Here is an 18,453-nt window from a genome sequence, read left to right on the forward strand (position 1 = left end):
CTGTTCAACCTTTCAGGATTTCATCGAGAGCTTCCCCCTCTTCGAGGCGGGCCAGGGCTTCATCGAAAAAGGCGACGATGGTGCTGATTCTCTCCAGGGTCTGCTGCGGCGTGGAGAAGGCGTCCTCGCTGTAGGCGTTCTGGCAGAGGAACTCCCGGCGCACCCGTTCGGCGGCGTGCATCACCAGCCGGTCGCGGTCCTGCAGCCCTTCGAGGCCGACGATCTCCGCCACCTCGGCCAGCGCCGTCTCCTGCTGCAGAAGCTCCCGGCAGCGGCTACGCAGGGGGTCCCAGTCGCCGGAGACCTCGGAGCAGAAGTGGCGCCCCAGGTCCTGCTCGTAGAGGGAATAGCTCTGCCCCCAGTGGATGGCGGGAAAGTGGCGGCGGTGGGCGAGGGCGGTGTCGAGGAGGTAGAGGGCCCCGGCGGAGCGCAGGCAGGCCTGGGTGACCGGTTCGGTGAAGTCCCCGCCCGGAGGGGAGACGGAGAGGATCATGCTCAGGGAGCCGGTCCCTTCGCCGCAGGCGACGACCCCCGCCCGTTCGAAGTAGGCGGAGAGGCGCGAGCCGAGGTAGGTCGGATACCCCTCTTCGCCGGGCATCTCTTCGAGGGAGGAGGAAATTTCCCGAAGCGCTTCCGCCCAGCGGGAGATGCTGTCGGCCAAAAGCAGAATGTCGTACCCCAGGTCGCGGTAGTATTCGGCCATGGCGACGGCGGTGTAGATCGAGGCCTCCCGGGCGGCCACCGGCATGTTGGAGGTGTTGACGACGACGATGGTGCGCTCCATCAGCGGCGTGTCCCGCCAGGGGTCGGAGAGGGTGGCGAACTCCTCGAGGATCTCGGCCATCTCGTTCCCCCTCTCCCCGCAGCCGACGTAGATCACGATGTCGACATCGGCGAATTTGGCGATGGACTGCTCGAGAATCGTCTTGCCGGTGCCGAACCCCCCGGGGAAAATCGCCGTCCCCCCCTTGCTCAGGGGGAAGAGGAAGTCGAGGCAGCGCTGGCCGGTCACCAGGGGGTCCGCGGTGGGGAGCCGAGTGATGTCGCGGCGCGGTTCCCGCACGGGCCGTTCCTGCCAGGCAAAGAGCTCCCCCCCCTCCTTATATGTGGCCAGGGGGGAATCGAGGGTGAATGCGCCGCGGTGGACGGTGGCCAGGGTGCCGCCGACCGCGGCGCGGATCGGGTGGAGAAAGGCTCCTTCCTCGACGGTGCCGAAAATCTCCCCGGCCGAAAGGGAGTCGCCCGGGCTCTTGAGAGGGGAAAAATTCCAGGAGCGCTCGAGGTCGAGGGGGAAGGGGTCGGTGCCGCTGCGGATAAAGGGGCCCGTTTCCCTGCGCAGCGCCTGCAGCGGGCGCTGCAGACCGTCGAACATCCCCCCGAGAAGGCCGGGTCCGAGGCGGACCGTCAGCGGCCGCCCGCTCCCCTCGGCCGGTTCGCCGAGGGCTAGACCCCGGGTCTCCTCGTAGACCTGGACCACCGCCTTCCCCTGCTCGAGGCGCACCACCTCCCCGGCCAGACGCTGATGGCCGACGTAGACCCGCTCGTAGAGCTGCAGTCCCGGAAGGTCGACACTGACGGTCGGCCCCGAGAGGCCGATGATGCGGCCTTTTTTCATTTCAACCTCACATGGTAGCCGAGGGCCCGGCGGATCAGGCGCTCGAAATAGTCCCCTTCCCGCTCCTCTTCCCCAGAAGGGGCGGGGAGGACGAGGAGGACGCCGTACCAGCGCCGCTCCAGCTCGCGCAGACGCTCCTCTCCCATCCCTTCGAGGAGGCGCTCGTCGATGACCACCACCCCGCTCGCCAGGTCGTTCAAAACCTTTTCGAGGGTCGCTTCGGCCTCCTGCGCCTCCACCACGAGCTGGGTCACCCCCGCCAGGCTGAAACCGTAACGGGCCTCCTTCGGGGTGACGAAGACGACTCCCTTCATGAGAGCAGCTCCTCCTCCAGGCGCCCCTCGTCCCCGGCACCGAGGCGGGCCATGAGTTCGAGATTTCTCGCCCGGGTATGGCAGAACCAGAGATGGTCGAGGATCACCCCCGGCCCCAGGGGGTCGCGGGCGCCCCGGCGCAGGGAGCGGCTCACGCCGTCGAGAAGGATTTTCTCCAGAGACCCCGCCGCCGCCGGGTCTCCGGCCAGGGTCCGGGCGCAGGCCATCAGGGGGGGGATGGACCTCCCCCGCCAGAGCGCCGACAGGCGCTTTTTCGTCACCCGGCCGCCGTCGAGGTGAGGCGGAGGGAAGGAGAGCTGCCACTGCAGGTGCTTGTAGAGGCCGAGGAGGTTTCGCGTGTCGATGAGCTCCCGGAAAAAAGTGCGGACGGCCGGATGGAGGGGGAGGCGCAAGGCGCGGCGCAGGGCGAGGTCGATCACCCCCGCTTCCAGCCCCCCCGGTCCCTGCCGGCGGTAGAGGGCGCCGAGGCCGGAAAAATCGGGGTCGGCTTCGGCCAGGATCTTTTGGCTGCCTGCAAGGACGGCGGCAAAATCCCGGGATTGCAGGAGGAGGGCCTTGATGGGGGGAGCCAGAAGGCTTGGCGCCAGGATTCCGGGGAGGGCCTTTTCCTCCCCGGCGCTAAGGTAGCGCAGCGCCAGAAGCCAGGTGCGCAGTTCAAAAAACTCGAAGACTGAACCGAAGAGAGACCGCAGCGAACGGTTCATCTGGCCGTAGAGCCAGGCCAGTTCGCCGCGGAAGGCCTCCTGGGCGCCGCCGATACCGGCCGGAGACGTCCGGAGGAGCTCCGACCAGTCGCCGGCGATCCGGGCCCTCCGCCCGCGGACCCTGGCCAGGAGGTAATCCGGCGGATGGCAGCGATCCTCAGCGCTTTTCAGCAGTCCCGGGACGATCGAGGGCACGGCGGACCTCCTTCATCAGGACCGGAAGGAGCTCCGGCCAGGCTCTTTCCAGGCGCTTGTCGAGGGTATTGACGACCCTGATCTCCCCCCCGGCCGTCTCCACCTCCACGCCGCCGGCGATGGCGGGGTCGGAGCGCAGGAGCGCTCCGGGGAAGGAGGAGGCGCCCTTCTCCCGATCGTCGGGATGAAGGGCGACCCTGGCCCAGGCGGCGGCGGGGAGTTCGGCGACCAGGGCGGCAAAGGTTTCGGCGTAGGGGCCGGTTCGCAGCTGTGGCAGGTGCTCTTCGGCCAGGGTCCGGAGGCGCTGGGCCACCCTTTCTTCGGCCGCCAACGTCAGGCGCTGCACCGTCGCCGCGGCCTGGGCCAGAATCGGCCTCCTCGCCTCCTCCTTTTCCTCCTCCAGCGCCGCCCGCATCCCGGTCTCCAGCGCTTCGAGCCTGCCGGCGTTTTCGGCGCGCAGGGCCTCGGCTTCCATCTCGGCCTCCTGCCACAGGGCGGCGATCCTTGCCTCCCCCTCCTGTTGCAGGGCCGCCAGCAGTTCCCGTTGGCTCATCGGCTACTCCAGGACCAGGATCATGGTCGCCACCACGAAGCCGAGGATGACCATGGTTTCGGGGATGGCCACCAGGATGATGATGGTGGCCGAGAGTTCCGGTTTCTCCGCCAGGGTTCCGGCCCCGGCGGCGCCGATGCGCGACTGGGCCCAGCCGGTGGCCAGGGCGGGGAGGCCTATGGCCAGGGCGGCGGCCAGGGCGAGGAGGGCTTGTTCCATCGTCGTCTCCTTTCGTCTTTTTCAGGGGTGCAACCTGTCCAGAGGCTCGAATCTGCGCCCCCCCGGTTCGAGAAATTTGCTGAAAAATTCCACGTAATGCAGACGCAGGGCGTGCACCGTCGGGGCGAATACGCCGAGAACGAGGTTGAAAAAATGCAGGAGGCCGGCGACGAGGATCCCGGCAAAGACGTCCCCGGTCATGCCGCCGAGGCGATTGGCGATCTGCGCCAGGAGGACCGAGGTCAACCCGATGGCCATGATCCGGGTGTAGGAGATGATGTTGCCGACGCTCTTGAGGAGTTCGAGGGGAGCCAGCAGGCCGCCGGCGAAAAGAGCCAGGAGGCTGATCCCCAAAAGCGCCAGGATGAGATGGGTGTCCCTCAGCCAGGGATGGGGGAAGAGGCGGGCGGCCAGCAGGGCGACGAGGAGGAGGAGGAAGAGGATGCCGAGGACTTTGAGGAGCGCCTGGCGGCGTAGGTGCCGGTTGAGGGCGGCCAGCACGCCGAGAATCTCCCCGAGGAGGATATGGGCGAAACCGACGGAGAGGGAGAAGTAGAGGAGGGGGAGGAGCGCCTGACTGCGCTCGAAGAGGATCGGCTGGAGACCGAGGCGTCGGGCGCCGAAGTCGCCGAAAAACTCGCCGAAGAGGACGCCAAAGATCAGGGAATAGGCGGCGCAGACGCCGAGAATCCTGGCGGCGTCGGTGAGGTTCTTCCGTTTCGGCCAGAGGCGCAGGAGAAGGGCGACCAGAAGGGCCAGGACCAGTCCGTAACCGATGTCGCCGAGGATCATTCCGAAAAAGAGGGGAAAGAAGAGGCCGAGAAAGGGGGTGGGGTCGAAGGAGGTGTAGCGCGGCAGGGGGAGGAGGCGCGAGAGGAGCTCGAAGGGCTTGAAATAGGGGGGATTCTGCAGGGCGACCGGGACCCGGTCGAGGTCCTCTTCGCGGATGGCGAGCTCGGAAAGGAGGACTTCGCCGCGGAAACGCGCCTCGAGGTCGTCGCGCAGGGGGGCGACTTCGGCGGCGGGGGTCCACCCCTGGATGTAGAAGCACATGCCGGTTTCGAAGACCGCCGCCGAGGCCTCGAGAAGGGCCAGTCGCTCGGTGAGCCACTGCAGCACACGCCGGTAGATCGGCAGCCAGCGCCGGGCGAAGCGCTCCTCCTCCTCGGAAAGGCGGACGAGTTCTTCCTTCACCTCCTGCTGCCGGGCGTGCAGCGCCTCTCCCCGCGCGGCCGGGGGGAGCTCGCTGTAGGGTTTCGGCAGGGTGAGTTCAGGGATCTGGCCGTCGCTCAGGGCGCGACGCAGGCGCTGCGCCATCTTCTTTTCCGTGGCGATCAGTCCGACCAGGTCGCCGTCGTCGGACCGGGCCGTCTCCAGCTCGAAGCGTCCCGCCGTCTCCTCGGCGGCCAGTCGCCGGAAGCGTTCGATGAGAGCCGGGTCCTTGATGGTCACGCCGATGAATTCGATTGACGTGTCCCCTCCGGCCTTCTGCAGCAGGGGTTCGAAAGTCTGCAGCAAGGTTTCGTAGGCGGCGAGCTCGCGCATTTCCCGGTCCAGCACCTCCCGGCTGCGGCTCCATTCCCGGCAGAAGGAAAGATGTTTCTTTGCCAGGGGGGCGATGACGTCGATGACCGGCAGGGGCGAAAGGTAGCCGTCGCGAACGGAGAGGTCGGGGAGGAGGTCGAGCAGCGCCCGGATCTCCTCCTGCAGGCCGAGAAAAAAGGTGCGCTCGGCCAGGGTCGTCCTGTCGGGGAGCAGGGCCTTCACCGGCGGCTCCTCCCCCGCCCGGGGGAGGAGCTCGTCGTTGAGCTGCAGGATCCCCTTCTCGCCGAGGCGCTGCAAAACCTCGAGAAGGTGCCCCTTCGGGCCGACGATTTCAACCTTCGACATCCGGATGATCATCGCTTCCCCTCGGCAGGATGGAAGAAATATGCTGGCGGATGAGCCTCTTCAGCAACCCTTCGTCGATCCCCTCCAGCGCTGCGGCCCGGGATTCGGCCCGTGCGACCGTCGCTGTCGCCTCCCGCTGCGCCTCGTCTCCTGCTGCCGCCAGGGAGCGGGCGCATTCCTCATCGAGGGCCTCTTTCCGCCGATCGAATTCCATTCCGAGGCGCGCCCGGCCCTCTTCCAGCCAGGCGCGGCTCCGCGCCTCCTCGGCGGCGACGCGGCGGTTGAGCTCCTCCTCGTAGCGGACCACCTTCCTGATGAGCTCGTTTTCCATCGCCATTCCCCCTCATCGAATCGGCGCCCCGGAGCGAAGGACAAGAGGACATCGTCCCTTTCGAGCAGTATAACAGGGGAACGGGAGGGCGCGACCGGCGGCCCCGGGGAGGGTTCATCCCCCTTTTTCGAGGGAGCAAAGAGGGGGCGGGGCGGGGTGAAGGGTGAGCGGAGGCGGTCTGGCCTTTTTTAGCTTAATTTTCCCTTTTTTATTTACAATAAATTTGATAGAGTTTCTTCCCGTAAAAAAACGGTAACTTCCGCCGGTTTTCGGTGGAAAATACCCGATATGTGACGAGTCCGCGGCGCGCCGGTTCCCAGGCCACCGACTGCGGCCTTCGATCCGGTCGGCCCCGTCTCCCGGGGTGGGCCGGGGCAATTTTCATCAACCCCAGGCCGAATAAAAACCGGGCGGCCGGACTCTGAGGAAAAGGAAGGGCGAATCATGATCGAAGCGAAGGATTTGGGGCTCAAGAGCGTTGGCAGGATTTACCACAACCTCGGTTACGATGACCTCTTTGCCCACGAGAGCAAGAATGCCGAAGGGCGGATCTCCACCAACGGCACCATGATGGTCGACACCGGCAAGTTCACCGGGCGCTCCCCCAAGGACAAATACTTCGTCCACCAGCTCCCCTCCTTCGAGAACATCGCCTGGGGCAAGCTCAACCAGCCGGTCGCGCCCGAGATTTTCGACGAGCTCTATGAGGAGGTTCTCGACTATCTCGCCGGCAAGGACCTCTACGTCACCGACGGCTTCTGCGGCGCCAACGTCAAGACGCGCAAATCGGTGCGCTTTGTCACCGAATTCGCCTGGCAGTCGCACTTCGTCAAGAACATGTTCATCCGCCCGGCCGGCGACGACATCAAGGGCTTTGCCCCCAACTTCACCGTCTACAACGCCTCCAACCTCCCCAACAAGGACTGGGAGCGCCACGGCCTCAACTCGGAAGTCTTCATCGTTTTCAACATCGAAAAGAATATTGCCATCATCGGCGGCACCTGGTACGGCGGCGAGATGAAGAAGGGCATTTTCACGATGATGAACTACTGGCTGCCGCTGCAGGGGATCCTCTCCATGCACTGCAGCGCCAACGTCGGCAAGGCCGGCGACGTCTGCCTCTTCTTCGGCCTCTCCGGCACCGGCAAGACCACCCTCTCCACCGACGCCCACCGCAAGCTCATCGGCGACGACGAGCACGGCTGGGACGACGACGGCATTTTCAACTTCGAGGGGGGGTGCTACGCCAAGTGCATCAACCTCGCCGAAGAGAGCGAGCCGGAAATCTACGGCGCCATCCGCCGCAACGCCCTCCTCGAGAACGTGGTGGCCGACGAGTCGGGTCTTGTCGACTTCGACGACCGCTCCAAGACCGAGAACACCCGCGTCTCCTACCCCATCGAGCACATCGACAACCACGAGCCGACCCTCAAGGGCGCTCATCCCAAGAACATCATCTTCCTCACCTGCGACGCCTTCGGCGTCCTCCCCCCGGTGTCGAAGCTGACCCGCGAGCAGGCGATGTACTACTTCCTCTCCGGCTACACCGCCAAGGTCGCCGGGACCGAGCGCGGCGTCACCGAGCCCCAGGCGACCTTCTCCGCCTGCTTCGGCGAGGCCTTTTTGCCCCTGCACCCCACCGTCTACGCCAAGCTCCTCGGCGAGAAGATGACCAGGCACGGCGTCAACGCCTACCTCGTCAACACCGGCTGGGCCGGCGGCGGCTACGGGGTCGGCAAGCGCATGAGTATCAAGGCGACCCGCGCCTGCGTCGACGCCATCCTCGACGGCTCCATCGAGAAGGCGCAATTCGAGCAGACCCGCTGGTTCCGCCTCAATATCCCCAAGGCCCTCCCCGGGGTCGACAGCGCCCTCCTCAACCCGCGCAACGCCTGGGCCGACAAGGAGTCCTTCGACGCCACCGCCAACAAGCTCGCCGGGATGTTCATCGACAACTTCCAGAAATACATCAAGTCCGGCGACGACTTCGACTTCACGAAGGCCGGCCCCCTCATGTAGGGGAGTTCCATTCAGCAATACGCAAGAGGGGCGGTCCGCAGGGACCGCCCCTCTTTTTTTCGTAGAGAAGATTGGCTACTTGACGATCAGCCAGCTGCCGTCGGGCTGGCGGCAGGCGGTGCCGTAGGCCTGCTGCTGCTGACCGGCGATGACGACATTCTGCAGGTATTCGCGGCAGTATCTTCCGTCGTTGGTCCGGTAGGTTTCCACCGGGGTGATGCTTCCGTAGTTGCCGGTATCGGGGTTGCGCCAGGTGGTGCTGTAATTGGTGCGGGTATTTTCCAGGGCGTACTGGGCGTTGCGTTCCATGGCCAGCCGGTCGGCGGTGTCGAGAGACCGGCCGATCTCCTGGCCCATGATCGCCCCGGCGAGGGTGCCGATGGCGACGGCGACCAGACGCCCCTTCCCCTGGCCGACCTGGGCGCCAAGGACAGCGCCGGATCCGGCGCCGATCAGGGTTCCGACCCCTTCCTTCGGGCCGCTGGTCGGTGCGCAGCCGGAAAGGATCAGGGCAACAATCGTCAGAGTGATCAGTATCGCTTTCATGGCTCCTCCTTTTTCGGGGCCGTGCGGATGGCCTCCTTTACCGGGAGTATAGCCAAGGGGAGGGGGGAGTCAAGATCGGGGACGGTGGGCAAAGGGGCGCCGAAAGACGGCGGAAAATCAGGGAGCACAGTTCCCGGGGACACCGACAGCGGGGTGATCTCCCGGCGCGGAGGTGAGGGTCTGCCAGCATTGCCGGGACCAGTCGAACTGCTGGCGCGGTCGGAAATGGTTCTTGTAGGCCATCTTCGGCGAGCCGGGGACATGGTAGCCGAGGTAATACCAGGGGAGACCGAGACGGCGGGCATGCTCGATCTCGGCGAGGATGCTCAGGGTCCCCGGCTGCAGGAGGGCGTCGTCGGGGTCGTAGGAGAAATAGACGCTGCTCAGGGCGTCGGCCCCTCGGTCGAGAAAACCGACGCCGACGAGGCGGTCGTTCAGGTAGAGCTCGCTCTGCAGGGCCGGGCAGGAGGAGAGATAGAAGAGATTGTGAAAGGCCTCCCGGTCGGTTTCGATGCCGAAGCGGATCAGGCTGTGGCGGCGATAGAGGTCGTAGACCGCCTCGTCGGGGCGCAAGGGGCCGAAACGAAAGGAGACCGCAGCGCTCTTGCGCAGCAGGCGCCGCTGGCTGCGGGAGGGGGTGAAGTTGTTCACATCGACCCGCAGCGGCAGGCAGAGCCGGCACCCCGGACAGGCAACGCGGAAGTAATAGGGGCCGAACTTGCGCCACCCCTGGGCCAGCAGTCGGGAGAGTTCGGCGGCGGAAACCCCCATGGCCAGGAAATATTCGTACTGCTTCTCCCGTCCCGGGAGATAGGGGCAGGGTTCGACGGCTTCGAGTTCGGTGAGCTGGATCAGCTGCATGGGGTCTCTCGGAAAGGAGGAGGGGCACTTCGCAGGGTAAACCATTTGCGTTTCGAAGGAAACAGGGTCGTCAGAACCCTTGGCCGGGCGGGAGGCCCCGGGGCTCTTTGCGAGGAAAAACTCTCCCTCCTTGCAATCCAAGGAGAAAAGCAGCAGAATTGCCCGGTCAAGCCCTACTCCTCGCCGAGAACAAACGTCGCCATGATGGATCGATCCTCCCGCAACCGCCTCAATGAACGCCACCTCCCCCTCTTTGCCTCCGAGACCCTCTTCGACCGCATCGCCCGCGCTGTCTGCCGTGCCGGTTGCCTGCCGCGCAAGGAACTGTTCGAAGCCTGGGAAACCGCCCGCCGGGTGCGCCGGAGGTTCCGCGGCGGGCGCGTGGTCGACATGGCCTGCGGCCACGGGCTCCTCGCCCAGATCCTTTTGCTCCTCGACGACACGTCCTCCGCGGCCCTGGCCGTCGACCGGCGCATCCCGAAAAGTGCCGCCACCCTGGCGGCGGCGTTGCAGGCCGACTGGCCCCGGCTTTCAGGACGTGTCACCTTTCTTGAGCAGGACATCGGGGAGATTCCCCTGACGCCGCACGACCTGGTGGTCTCGGCCCATGCCTGCGGCGGATTGACCGACCTGATCCTCGCCCGGGCGGTGGCCACCGGCGCCCGCGTCGCCGTTCTCCCCTGCTGCCATGATCTCGAGAGCGCAGACACCGGCGGTCTGCTGGGATGGATGGACGGACCTCTGGCCGTCGACGCGACCCGTGCGGCCCGGTTGCGCGCCCGGGGGTACCGGGTCGTCACCCAGACGATCCCGGCGGAGATTACCCCCAAGAACCGCCTCCTCCTGGCCGAGCCGGAATAGGCCGATTCTCAGCCGGGATCGACCTCGGCGTTTGTCGCCGGGCCCCCACTTCCGAAATTGAATTCAATTTCGGGGGCAGAAATGCTACCATAGGGGCCACCTCTCCCCCCTCCGGGAACAGATCGCACCATTTCTGACGAGTGACACGTCCCCCCAAATCAAAAGCGAACAGAGACGCCCGGAGATCCGCGTCTCCCTGTTCAGTACGGAAAATGAGACCTATATGAAAATGCCCGAGAAATTCGAGATGCTCGCACAAAACGGCCTCGTCGATGAGGTCGTCGCCCAGCTCATGAGCGGCAAGGAAGCGGAGGTCTATGTCGTTCAATCCAGGGGCGAGCTGCGCTGTGCCAAGGTCTACAAGGACGCCGACAACCGCAGCTTCAGCACCGCCGCCCAGTATCAGGAAGGGCGCAAGGTCAGAAACAGCCGTCAGGCCCGGGCCATAGGCAAGCACTCCAAGTTCGGTCGCAAGGAGCAGGAGGGAGCCTGGCAGAACGCCGAGGTCGAAGCCCTGCACCGTCTGGCCGCCGCCGGAGTGCGGGTGCCGCAGGTCTTTCATTACGTCGACGGCATCCTGCTCATGGAGCTGGTGGTCGACGCAGAGGGGAACATCGCGCCGCGGCTCAACGAAGTCAGACTCTCCGAGGCAAAAGCCCGGGACTATCACCGGGCGATGATCAGGGAGATCGTGCTCATGCTCTGCGCCGGTCTCGTTCACGGCGATCTCTCTCCCTACAACGTTCTGGTCGCAGGCGACGGGCTGGTCATCATCGACCTCCCCCAGGCCGTCGATGCCGCCGGGAACAACAACGCCGCCGGGATGCTTCTGCGGGACGTGGCGAACATGACCGCCTACTTCGGCCGTTTTGCCCCCGGCCTTCTTGAAACCGACTACGGACGGGAGATCTGGAAGCTTTACGCCACCGGCGAGCTCCTCCCGACGACCCGCCTGACCGGCTGCTTTGAGGAGAGCACCCTGCATGCCGACGTGGGGGGCGTCATGCGGGAGATCGAATCGGCGCGGCGCTGGCACGAGCTGAGCCTGTTAAGATAAAAAAAGGGGAGCATGAGAAACGGGAATTCCCCGTTTCGCATGCTCCCTCGATATCCTTGAAAACAGGCCGGATTCAGACCGCCGGACGGGGGACTGGACTCCAGCCGGAGGGGCGCAGGCCCCGCCCCGCTTAGGACTTCTTCTCGGCTTTTTTGATCTTCTTGTCGGCCTTTTTCTCTTTCATGGTTTTGGCCGGTTCCTTTTTTTCCGTCTTCTTGCTGTCCATGCCCTTGCCCATGATTTTTCTCCTTCGCTTCCGCAGTTAGGGGACTGGTCCGACACAAGTTAGACACCATATTACCACGCCCGGGTACCTGGCGAATTAATATTTTTGTCCCCCGGCAAATTGCCCGGAGGTTGAAGAAGCGGGACTTCCCGACACCTTTGACGGCAACGGCAATTCGACCGGTTTTTACTCCCCCTTTACCCCAGAAGACACGGAAATGAAACGGATCTTCCCCTTGTTCAGGTCGTTGTTTACAGGGCCGAGGAAATGGCTGAAATACGCTCTCCTGGCACTGGTCGCCCTGGTGTTGTCCCTGGGGATTTTTACGGCCTGGCTTTTCTGGGACCTCCCCGATGTCGCCTCCCTCGATAATCGCGCCACCACGCTCACCATCGAGGTTCCCGACTGGAAGGGTGTGATGCACTCCTTCAGGCTCGGGCCGAAAAATCCCCGCTGGGCCCCGCTGGCGTCCTTCCCCGATGAGCTGAAATGGGCCGTCATCGTCGCGGAGGATGGCAACTTTTACGAACACAGCGGCATCGATGTGCCGGCGCTGAAAGAGGCCCTCAAATACGACCTGAAGCGCAAGCGCCTGGTCCGCGGGGCCTCGACGATCACCCAGCAGCTGGCCAAGAACCTCTATCTGTCCCGGGACAAATCGGTGCTGCGCAAACTGCGGGAACTGGTCATCGCCCTGCGTATGGAGCGTGAGCTGACCAAGGGGCGGATTCTCGAGCTCTACCTCAATGTGGTTGAACTCGGGCCCCTCGTCTACGGCTTTGAGCACGGAGCCCGCTACCATTTCGATAAACCGGTTCATCTCCTGACTCCGGCGGAATCGGCCTTTCTCGCCGCCATGCTCCCCGGCCCGCGTGTCGCCTTCAATCCGGAGACGAGGCCGGTCAGGGTTCGCCAGCGGGCGGCGCGACTCCTCAACCTTCTCGGCCTCCGCGGTATACTCTCCGAAAGCGAAATCGCCGACGCTCTTATTGAACTCGGTCAACTCGGCGGATGATGGGACTCGGCACTCGACATTTAATGCGTCCCCTGCTTTCCCCTGCGCCGTGGCGATTGTGCGCCCGCGGTTTTGGGGTAAGCTTAGCCCGGGCGTAAAATACATCCCCAAGGAGATGGACCATGAAATTGAAAGATTATTTTGTTCAGGCCAAAGGAATCGGCGTGCTGTCCACCGCCGACAGCGCCGGCAAAGTCGACGCAGCCATCTACGCCAGACCGCATGTTCTGGAAGACGGGACGATCGCTTTTATCATGCGGGATCGCCTCACCCATCACAACCTCACAGGAAACCCCTCGGCCGCCTATCTTTTCATCGAAGAAGGGCACGGCTACAAGGGTGTTCGTCTGTTTCTCAATAAGGTCAAAGAAGACACAGACCCGGAACTGATCCGGGAGCTGACCCGGCGCTGTCTGAGCCCGGAGGAGGACGAGGCCAGGGGGCCCAAGTTTTTGGTATATTTTGCCGTGGAAAATGTTCTTCCCCTCATCGGCAGCGACAAGACCGAAATCACCCTGGGCTGACCCCGGACCCCTCCCTTCAAGGCGAAATCCCGGCTCCCTGTCATTCAGGGGGCCTTTTTTTATCTTCGGGTGATCGCCGGGGCCGACTTCTTTTCCTTCCGGAAAATAATACAGAATAACAAACCCCCGCCTCTCCTCCTGCAGCCCGTCAAATATGAAAATTCCGTTAGATATGACGGAGAACGTCGTCGACCCCCCTTTGCCATAAAAAGAGGGCAATCTTCTTTTTTCCTTATCATTCAAGGGACTTAAAACCATGCTGCGAGGATGTCAGGGCTGGCACGCTGGTTGCAAATTAGTCTTGCAGAGAAATTCATTCAAGGAGAAAAACAATGCTTGGAACAATTTTGGTCGTCATCCTCATCCTGATGCTGCTCGGTGCTCTCCCCGCCTGGCCCCACAGCCGCAAGTGGGGTTACTACCCCAGCAGCGGACTCGGCCTGATCCTGGTCATTTTTCTTATCCTCGTGCTGGTCGGCAGGATTTAGGCACCAGGATTTGCCAAGTCCCAATTAATAACAGGAGGAGAACAAACTCATGCCGTTGATTGACGTTGTTGTCGTACTGGTCGTGGTTGGTCTGGTTCTCTGGCTTATCAACCGCTTTATCCCCATGGCGGGGTCGATAAAGACGATTCTGAATGTCGTCGTGGTCATTGTCGTTATTGTGTGGCTCTTGAAAATTTTCGGTATCATCAGCCACTTTCCCAACATCACCGTGGGAATGTAGGTTGTGAAGGGCCTTTTCCCCTCGTCGAGCGGGTGGGGGCGCAAAAACAAACCCGGCTCGATTGACTTCAAAACAATCAGATAATTCAACCATGGTCACAGACCAGAAGGAGAACACCATGTTCAAAACCCATCGTATCCTCATGTTTCTTGCCGGTATCGTCCTGGTTGCTTCATTCATGGGCTGTGCCGCAACCTCCACGAATGAAAGCACCGGTCAGTATATCGACAACTCCGTCATCACCTCCAAGGTCAAGGCCGCCATCTTTGAGGAACCGACCTTGAAAACCCTGCAGATCAACGTGGAATCCTTCAAGGGTGAGGTTCAGCTGAGCGGTTTTGTCGATTCGGCCGCAAGCGTCGAGAAGGCCGGCGACGTTGCCCGTGCCGTTGAGGGCGTTGTCGGAGTGAAAAACGATCTGGTCGTCAAATAGAGGCACCTGCATTCCGCTGCGCCGATAACGGGCCGAGGAGGCCGTTCCCTCCGGGACGGTTTTCCCGGCCCGGTGTTTTAGAGTGACGGGAGAGGCAGCGAAAACGGCCTGCGGGTTGGTATCGCTCCTCAAAGGGAAAATGACCGCTATGGGAAAAAAGAAAATAAAAGACACGGTGGACAGAGACCCGGCAGCGGATCGCTGTGCCGCCACTGAATTGCGCCGCCGTGCCGAAGAGCAATTGCTTGCCAGGGCGGCCGTATCCAGGGTTCCCCGCAACGGCCAGGAGCGCCGTCAGATCGTCCATGAACTCGAAGTGCACCAGATCGAGCTGGAGATGCAGAACGCCGTGCTCCGGCAGGCACGGGACGAGATTGAAATCGCCCTGGACAAATACACCGACCTCTACGATTTCGCACCGGTCGGCTATCTGACCCTCAATAAGGACGGGATCATTGGTGACGCGAACTTCACCGCCGCCTCCCACCTCGGGATTGGACGCAACCGATTGGTGGGTAAGCGCTTTGAGTCCATCGTTGCCCCGGGGTCCCGCGAAGAGTTTTCTACGTTTCTTTCCTCGGTTTTTGCCGGTCAGAGCAAGCAAATCTGTGAGGTGGCGCTCCTGAACTGTTCCGCCCAGTCGATCTTTGTGCAGGTCGAGGCCTTGCCCTCCGCCTCAGGGCTCGATTGCCGGGTGGCACTCATCGATATTTCCCGTCGCCGATCCATGGAAGAACAAATGGAAAGGCAACATGCCGAACTGGCCGTTGCCAAGTCTGAACTGCAGGCGGTCGGCCAGACCTCGGCAATGGAACTGTGCCGCCCCATGACGGTTTTCCGGGCCACCTGCCGGGCGGTCCGCAAATGGTCCGCATTGAATCTTGATGTGCAGGCCCATGAATGCCTGCGGGGATTGAACAAAGTCGCCCTGCGCATGAATCGGCTCCTGTCGTCTCTCCTCGATTTTTCCCGCCGGGATTCGCGGGAGAACGGGGGGAGTCGACCTGACCACACGGGGGATGGCGGCGGCCAATGAGCCGGCCGGAGAAGGAACGGAGGGCCATTCGAGACAATCAAACCCCATTCCTCGAAGGAGATTGGTGAAGATGTTCCACTGGCTTCGAGACAACCACCGCGAAGAAGTGCGGAGGCGCTCTTTTCCTTCCGAGTGGGAGAGTTTTTTGCGCACCAGCGTGGCACACTACTCTGTCCTTGACGACCCTGAGCGCGCCGAATTGCGTGCCCTGACGCTGGTCCTCCTCGAGGAGAAAAACTGGGAGGGGTGCGGCGGGCTTGAGCTCACCGACGAGATTCGCGTCACCATCGCCGCCCAGGCCTGCCTCCTCCTTCTGGGACTCCCCCACGACTACTACCGCAATGTGGAGTCGATTCTTGTCTACCCTTCCACCGTCGTCATCCCCGAACGCAGGCCCGGCGTCTTCGAGCGCGTCAACGCTCCGGTGGAGACGGCCATCCCGATCCTCGGACAGGCCATCGCCCGGGGGGCGGTGATCCTTGTCTGGGACGCCGTCAAGCGCGGCGCCCGCCATCCCGAGCAGGGTCATAACGTCGTCTATCATGAATTCGCCCACAAGCTCGACATGCTCGACGGCGCCGCCGACGGCACCCCGCCCCTTGCCGACGGGGATCAGCTTGCCGAATGGGTCGCCGTCTGCTCCCGTGAATTCCTGCGCCTGAGAGAGCTCGCTGAAAAGGGGCACAAAACCTTCCTCGACGCCTACGGCGCCAGGAACGAGGCCGAGTTCTTCGCCGTGGCCACCGAGGAGTTCTTCGACCGCCCTCTGGCTCTCCAGAAGCACGCAGCCGATCTCTACCGTGTCCTGGGCGCCTACTACCGCCAGGATCCGGCCGGGCGAGCCAGTCGCCTTTTAACCGGGGAAGAGTAAACTGTAGATAAGTCATCGTGACCGAACAGTGAAGACAAAAAGGAGACACAAACATGGACAGGAAAACAGCGTACGTGGAAAAACTCTCCGCCGAGATGGTCGCATGGGATATTCAGATCGAACGGCTCAAGGAGAAGGCCGAAAGCGCCACACCGGAGAGGAAGTTCGAATATGCCCGAACCATTGCGGCCTTGCAGCTCAAGCGGGATGAGGCTGCGCAAAAACTGCAGGGGATCTCGACGGCCAGCGATCATGAGTGGGAAGAACTCAAGTCGGGAACGGAACAGATCCGCAGCGAGATCAGCAATCTCCTGATCGATGTTATTATGAAGACCTGAGTGGTCACCGGGGTCGAACGGTTTCGAAAACCGATATCCCGACTCCGATCCAGGAATGAAAGATTCTCCGTGGAGCGATTGCCTATGAGAGCCAAGAGCGATTTTCCCGTCGTTTGCGTGGGCGGTTCGGCCGGCGGCCTGGACGCCTATATCCGCTTACTTAAACACCTTCCGGACGATATGGGTGTGGCCATCGTCATTGTCAATCACCTGCGGACCGTCGCCACCCTGCTCCATGAAATCCTTCCGCAGCACACCGGGATGCCGGTGGAACTGATCACGGAAAAACTGGACATCGAGCCCAACCACGTCTTCATCATCCCCGAACAGCGGGATTTGCACGTTCTCGAGGGAGAATTCCGGCTCAAACCGATATCCAAGCCCCATGGCTGGCCCGACGTGATCACCATCTTTCTTCGTTCCCTGACCGAGAACTGGGACGGCAGACTGATCGCTGTCATTGTCTCCGGTTTTGATGGCGATGGAGCCGACGCCTTGTGCGGCATAAAAGACGTGGGGGGAATCACCATCGCCCAGAAGCTCGACACGGCCGCACAACCCGACATGCCCGAGAGCGCCATCGCCAGCGGCTGCATCGATTTCATTCTGTCCCCGGAAAATATTGCCAAGGAAATTATTCGCATTGCCCGCGGAGAGGCCAGGGCGGAGCAGGAGGAGTCAGAGTCGGGGTCGGTTCGGCCAAAGAGTTGAAAAAGACCCCTTCGGCAGACCACAAAACCGGGAATTTGCCCCGGAGTGGTGAGGACACAACAACCGAGGATAAAGGAGAACCGCCCATGAAAGCACTCGTGTATCACGGTCCGGGAAAGCTGGCACTGGAAGAGAAACCGAAGCCGGTCCTCAAGGACCCGACCGATGCCCTCGTCCGGATTACCAGGACGACCATCTGTGGAACGGATCTGCATATCAAAAAGGGGGATGTGCCGACGGTGACCGCCGGGCGCATCCTCGGGCACGAAGGTGTCGGCATCATCGAAGAGGTGGGCGCCAGCGTGTCCAACTTCAAAGTCGGCGACCGCGTCCTGATTTCCTGCATCTCGTCCTGCGGACGATGCGCCAACTGCAAAAAAGGGATGTACTCCCATTGCCAAAGCGGCGGCGGCTGGATCCTGGGAAACCTCATCGACGGGACTCAGGCCGAATATGTGCGGATTCCCTTTGCCGACAACAGCCTCTATCCGATCCCCGCCGGAGCCGACGAAGAGGCGCTGGTCATGCTGAGCGACATCCTGCCGACGGGTTTCGAATGCGGGGTTCTCAACGGCCAGGTCAAGCCCGGCGACACGGTGGCCATCGTCGGCGGCGGGCCCATCGGGTTGGCGGCGCTTTTAACGGCGCAATTCTACTCGCCGGCGGAAATCATCATGGTCGATATTGACGCCAACCGCCTGAAGGTGGCCAAAAAATTCGGTGCGACCCAGATCGTCAACAACTCAGAGGGCACGGCGGTCGCGCAGGTGATGGCGATGACGGAGAACAGGGGGGTCGACGTGGCCATCGAAGCCATCGGCATTCCGGAAAGTTTCGACGTCTGTCAGGCCATCGTCACCGCCGGCGGTCATATCGCCAATATTGGCGTGCATGGCAAACCGGTGCAGCTCAATATCGACAAACTCTGGTCGCACAATATCACCCTCACCACCGGTCTGGTCGATACGGTGACGACGCCGATGCTGCTGAAAACCGTCATGTCGGGCAAGGTTCAGCCGAAGAAACTGGTGACCCACCACTTTGCCCTGAAGGATGTCATGAAAGCCTACGAAACCTTCGGCAATGCCATGAAAGAACGTGCACTGAAGGTGATTATTACCAACGACTAGAGACGTTGCCGGTTCCTCGGCTCAGCTCCGGATGACTCGGTTCCGGGCGCAAGGCCGCGCGATCCAGGGAGGTTGAGAATGAACTCTTCAGACATGATGAACCATAACGGTGGCTGGATGGATCACGGATGGATGGGGGGCGGAATGGTCCTCTGGACGGTGATCGGCGTCCTGGTGGTGGTTCTGCTGGTCGTGTTGATCAACAAGCAGTCAAAAAAATAACGGACCTTCACGGCCGGCAGGGAAAGAGGGCA

23 protein-coding genes are annotated in these 18,453 nt (G+C 62.5%); 14 read left to right on the forward strand and 9 right to left on the reverse strand.

Annotated elements, in window-relative coordinates:
* Window positions 1–4: 4 nt before the first annotated feature.
* The 7 genes from DSOUD_RS00425 to DSOUD_RS00455 are packed head-to-tail and all read right to left on the reverse strand — an operon-like array spanning window position 5 to window position 5,848.
* Window positions 5–1,615: a V-type ATP synthase subunit A gene (locus DSOUD_RS00425; RefSeq protein WP_053549143.1), complete on the reverse strand. Its 1,611-nt coding sequence runs from the start codon at window positions 1,613–1,615 to the stop codon at window positions 5–7.
* Complete coding sequence (locus tag DSOUD_RS00430; RefSeq protein ID WP_053549144.1) at window positions 1,612–1,929, reverse strand: V-type ATP synthase subunit F; 318 nt, start codon at window positions 1,927–1,929, stop codon at window positions 1,612–1,614. The genes DSOUD_RS00425 and DSOUD_RS00430 overlap by 4 nt, the downstream gene beginning before the upstream one ends.
* A complete protein-coding gene (locus DSOUD_RS00435; protein WP_053549145.1) occupies window positions 1,926–2,849 on the reverse strand; it encodes a V-type ATPase subunit in 924 nt (307 codons plus the stop codon). Before DSOUD_RS00435 ends, DSOUD_RS00430 begins: the two co-directional genes overlap by 4 nt.
* The gene (locus tag DSOUD_RS00440) at window positions 2,812–3,402 is read right to left on the reverse strand and encodes a V-type ATP synthase subunit E (RefSeq protein WP_053549146.1); all 591 of its coding nucleotides are present in this window, start codon (window positions 3,400–3,402) and stop codon (window positions 2,812–2,814) included. Before DSOUD_RS00440 ends, DSOUD_RS00435 begins: the two co-directional genes overlap by 38 nt.
* 3 nt (window positions 3,403–3,405) lie before the next feature.
* Entirely contained in the window at window positions 3,406–3,621 is a 216-nt protein-coding gene (locus tag DSOUD_RS00445; protein ID WP_053549147.1) for an ATPase, read from the reverse strand.
* A gap of 21 nt (window positions 3,622–3,642) precedes the next feature.
* On the reverse strand, window positions 3,643–5,523 hold the full coding sequence (locus DSOUD_RS00450; RefSeq protein WP_232426474.1) for a V-type ATP synthase subunit I: 1,881 nt from the start codon (window positions 5,521–5,523) through the stop codon (window positions 3,643–3,645).
* Window positions 5,498–5,848, reverse strand: a complete 351-nt coding sequence (locus DSOUD_RS00455) for a hypothetical protein (RefSeq protein ID WP_198300343.1) — start codon at window positions 5,846–5,848, stop codon at window positions 5,498–5,500. The genes DSOUD_RS00450 and DSOUD_RS00455 overlap by 26 nt, the downstream gene beginning before the upstream one ends.
* Window positions 5,849–6,286: 438 nt before the next feature.
* Between DSOUD_RS00455 and pckA the strand changes: the two genes are divergently transcribed.
* Window positions 6,287–7,861: a phosphoenolpyruvate carboxykinase (ATP) gene (gene pckA / locus DSOUD_RS00460; protein ID WP_053549149.1), complete on the forward strand. Its 1,575-nt coding sequence runs from the start codon at window positions 6,287–6,289 to the stop codon at window positions 7,859–7,861.
* A gap of 75 nt (window positions 7,862–7,936) precedes the next feature.
* Here pckA and DSOUD_RS00465 read toward each other — a convergent pair whose 3' ends face one another.
* Window positions 7,937–8,407, reverse strand: coding sequence for an RT0821/Lpp0805 family surface protein (locus DSOUD_RS00465; protein ID WP_053549150.1), 471 nt, complete (start codon window positions 8,405–8,407; stop codon window positions 7,937–7,939).
* A 117-nt stretch (window positions 8,408–8,524) separates the two neighbouring features.
* Window positions 8,525–9,268, reverse strand: a complete 744-nt coding sequence (locus tag DSOUD_RS00470; protein ID WP_053549151.1) for an arginyltransferase — start codon at window positions 9,266–9,268, stop codon at window positions 8,525–8,527.
* 204 nt (window positions 9,269–9,472) lie between these two features.
* Here DSOUD_RS00470 and DSOUD_RS00475 point away from each other — a divergent pair, with 204 nt between their 5' ends.
* The 13 genes from DSOUD_RS00475 to DSOUD_RS18225 all read left to right on the forward strand — a co-directional run bounded on the left by DSOUD_RS00475 (window position 9,473) and on the right by DSOUD_RS18225 (window position 18,421).
* The gene (locus tag DSOUD_RS00475) at window positions 9,473–10,129 is read left to right on the forward strand and encodes a methyltransferase (protein WP_053552237.1); all 657 of its coding nucleotides are present in this window, start codon (window positions 9,473–9,475) and stop codon (window positions 10,127–10,129) included.
* Between the two features lie 223 nt (window positions 10,130–10,352).
* Window positions 10,353–11,186, forward strand: a complete 834-nt coding sequence (locus DSOUD_RS00480; protein WP_053549152.1) for a PA4780 family RIO1-like protein kinase — start codon at window positions 10,353–10,355, stop codon at window positions 11,184–11,186.
* Between the two features lie 443 nt (window positions 11,187–11,629).
* Complete coding sequence (locus tag DSOUD_RS00485; RefSeq protein ID WP_053549153.1) at window positions 11,630–12,427, forward strand: biosynthetic peptidoglycan transglycosylase; 798 nt, start codon at window positions 11,630–11,632, stop codon at window positions 12,425–12,427.
* Between the two features lie 122 nt (window positions 12,428–12,549).
* On the forward strand, window positions 12,550–12,951 hold the full coding sequence (locus DSOUD_RS00490; RefSeq protein WP_053549154.1) for a pyridoxamine 5'-phosphate oxidase family protein: 402 nt from the start codon (window positions 12,550–12,552) through the stop codon (window positions 12,949–12,951).
* Window positions 12,952–13,283: 332 nt separating this feature from the next.
* Window positions 13,284–13,439: a DUF3309 domain-containing protein gene (locus DSOUD_RS17645; protein ID WP_082350979.1), complete on the forward strand. Its 156-nt coding sequence runs from the start codon at window positions 13,284–13,286 to the stop codon at window positions 13,437–13,439.
* 49 nt (window positions 13,440–13,488) lie between these two features.
* Entirely contained in the window at window positions 13,489–13,680 is a 192-nt protein-coding gene (locus DSOUD_RS00495; RefSeq protein ID WP_053549155.1) for a Thivi_2564 family membrane protein, read from the forward strand.
* A gap of 118 nt (window positions 13,681–13,798) precedes the next feature.
* Window positions 13,799–14,113, forward strand: a complete 315-nt coding sequence (locus DSOUD_RS00500) for a BON domain-containing protein (RefSeq protein WP_053549156.1) — start codon at window positions 13,799–13,801, stop codon at window positions 14,111–14,113.
* Between the two features lie 148 nt (window positions 14,114–14,261).
* Window positions 14,262–15,149: a PAS domain-containing protein gene (locus DSOUD_RS00505; protein WP_053549157.1), complete on the forward strand. Its 888-nt coding sequence runs from the start codon at window positions 14,262–14,264 to the stop codon at window positions 15,147–15,149.
* 70 nt (window positions 15,150–15,219) lie between these two features.
* Window positions 15,220–16,020: a M90 family metallopeptidase gene (locus DSOUD_RS00510; protein WP_053549158.1), complete on the forward strand. Its 801-nt coding sequence runs from the start codon at window positions 15,220–15,222 to the stop codon at window positions 16,018–16,020.
* 53 nt (window positions 16,021–16,073) lie between these two features.
* The gene (locus DSOUD_RS00515) at window positions 16,074–16,358 is read left to right on the forward strand and encodes a sll1863 family stress response protein (RefSeq protein WP_053549159.1); all 285 of its coding nucleotides are present in this window, start codon (window positions 16,074–16,076) and stop codon (window positions 16,356–16,358) included.
* Window positions 16,359–16,442: 84 nt separating this feature from the next.
* On the forward strand, window positions 16,443–17,069 hold the full coding sequence (locus DSOUD_RS00520; RefSeq protein ID WP_053549160.1) for a chemotaxis protein CheB: 627 nt from the start codon (window positions 16,443–16,445) through the stop codon (window positions 17,067–17,069).
* Between the two features lie 86 nt (window positions 17,070–17,155).
* Window positions 17,156–18,199: a zinc-dependent alcohol dehydrogenase family protein gene (locus tag DSOUD_RS00525; protein ID WP_053549161.1), complete on the forward strand. Its 1,044-nt coding sequence runs from the start codon at window positions 17,156–17,158 to the stop codon at window positions 18,197–18,199.
* 78 nt (window positions 18,200–18,277) lie between these two features.
* Window positions 18,278–18,421 carry a hypothetical protein gene (locus DSOUD_RS18225; protein WP_157671685.1) on the forward strand — a complete coding sequence of 48 codons (144 nt, stop codon included), beginning with the start codon at window positions 18,278–18,280 and terminating at the stop codon, window positions 18,419–18,421.
* Window positions 18,422–18,453: the final 32 nt, after the last annotated feature.

Origin of the sequence: Desulfuromonas soudanensis, from assembly GCF_001278055.1 — a bacterium.
Lineage (GTDB): Bacteria > Desulfobacterota > Desulfuromonadia > Desulfuromonadales > WTL > Deferrimonas > Deferrimonas soudanensis.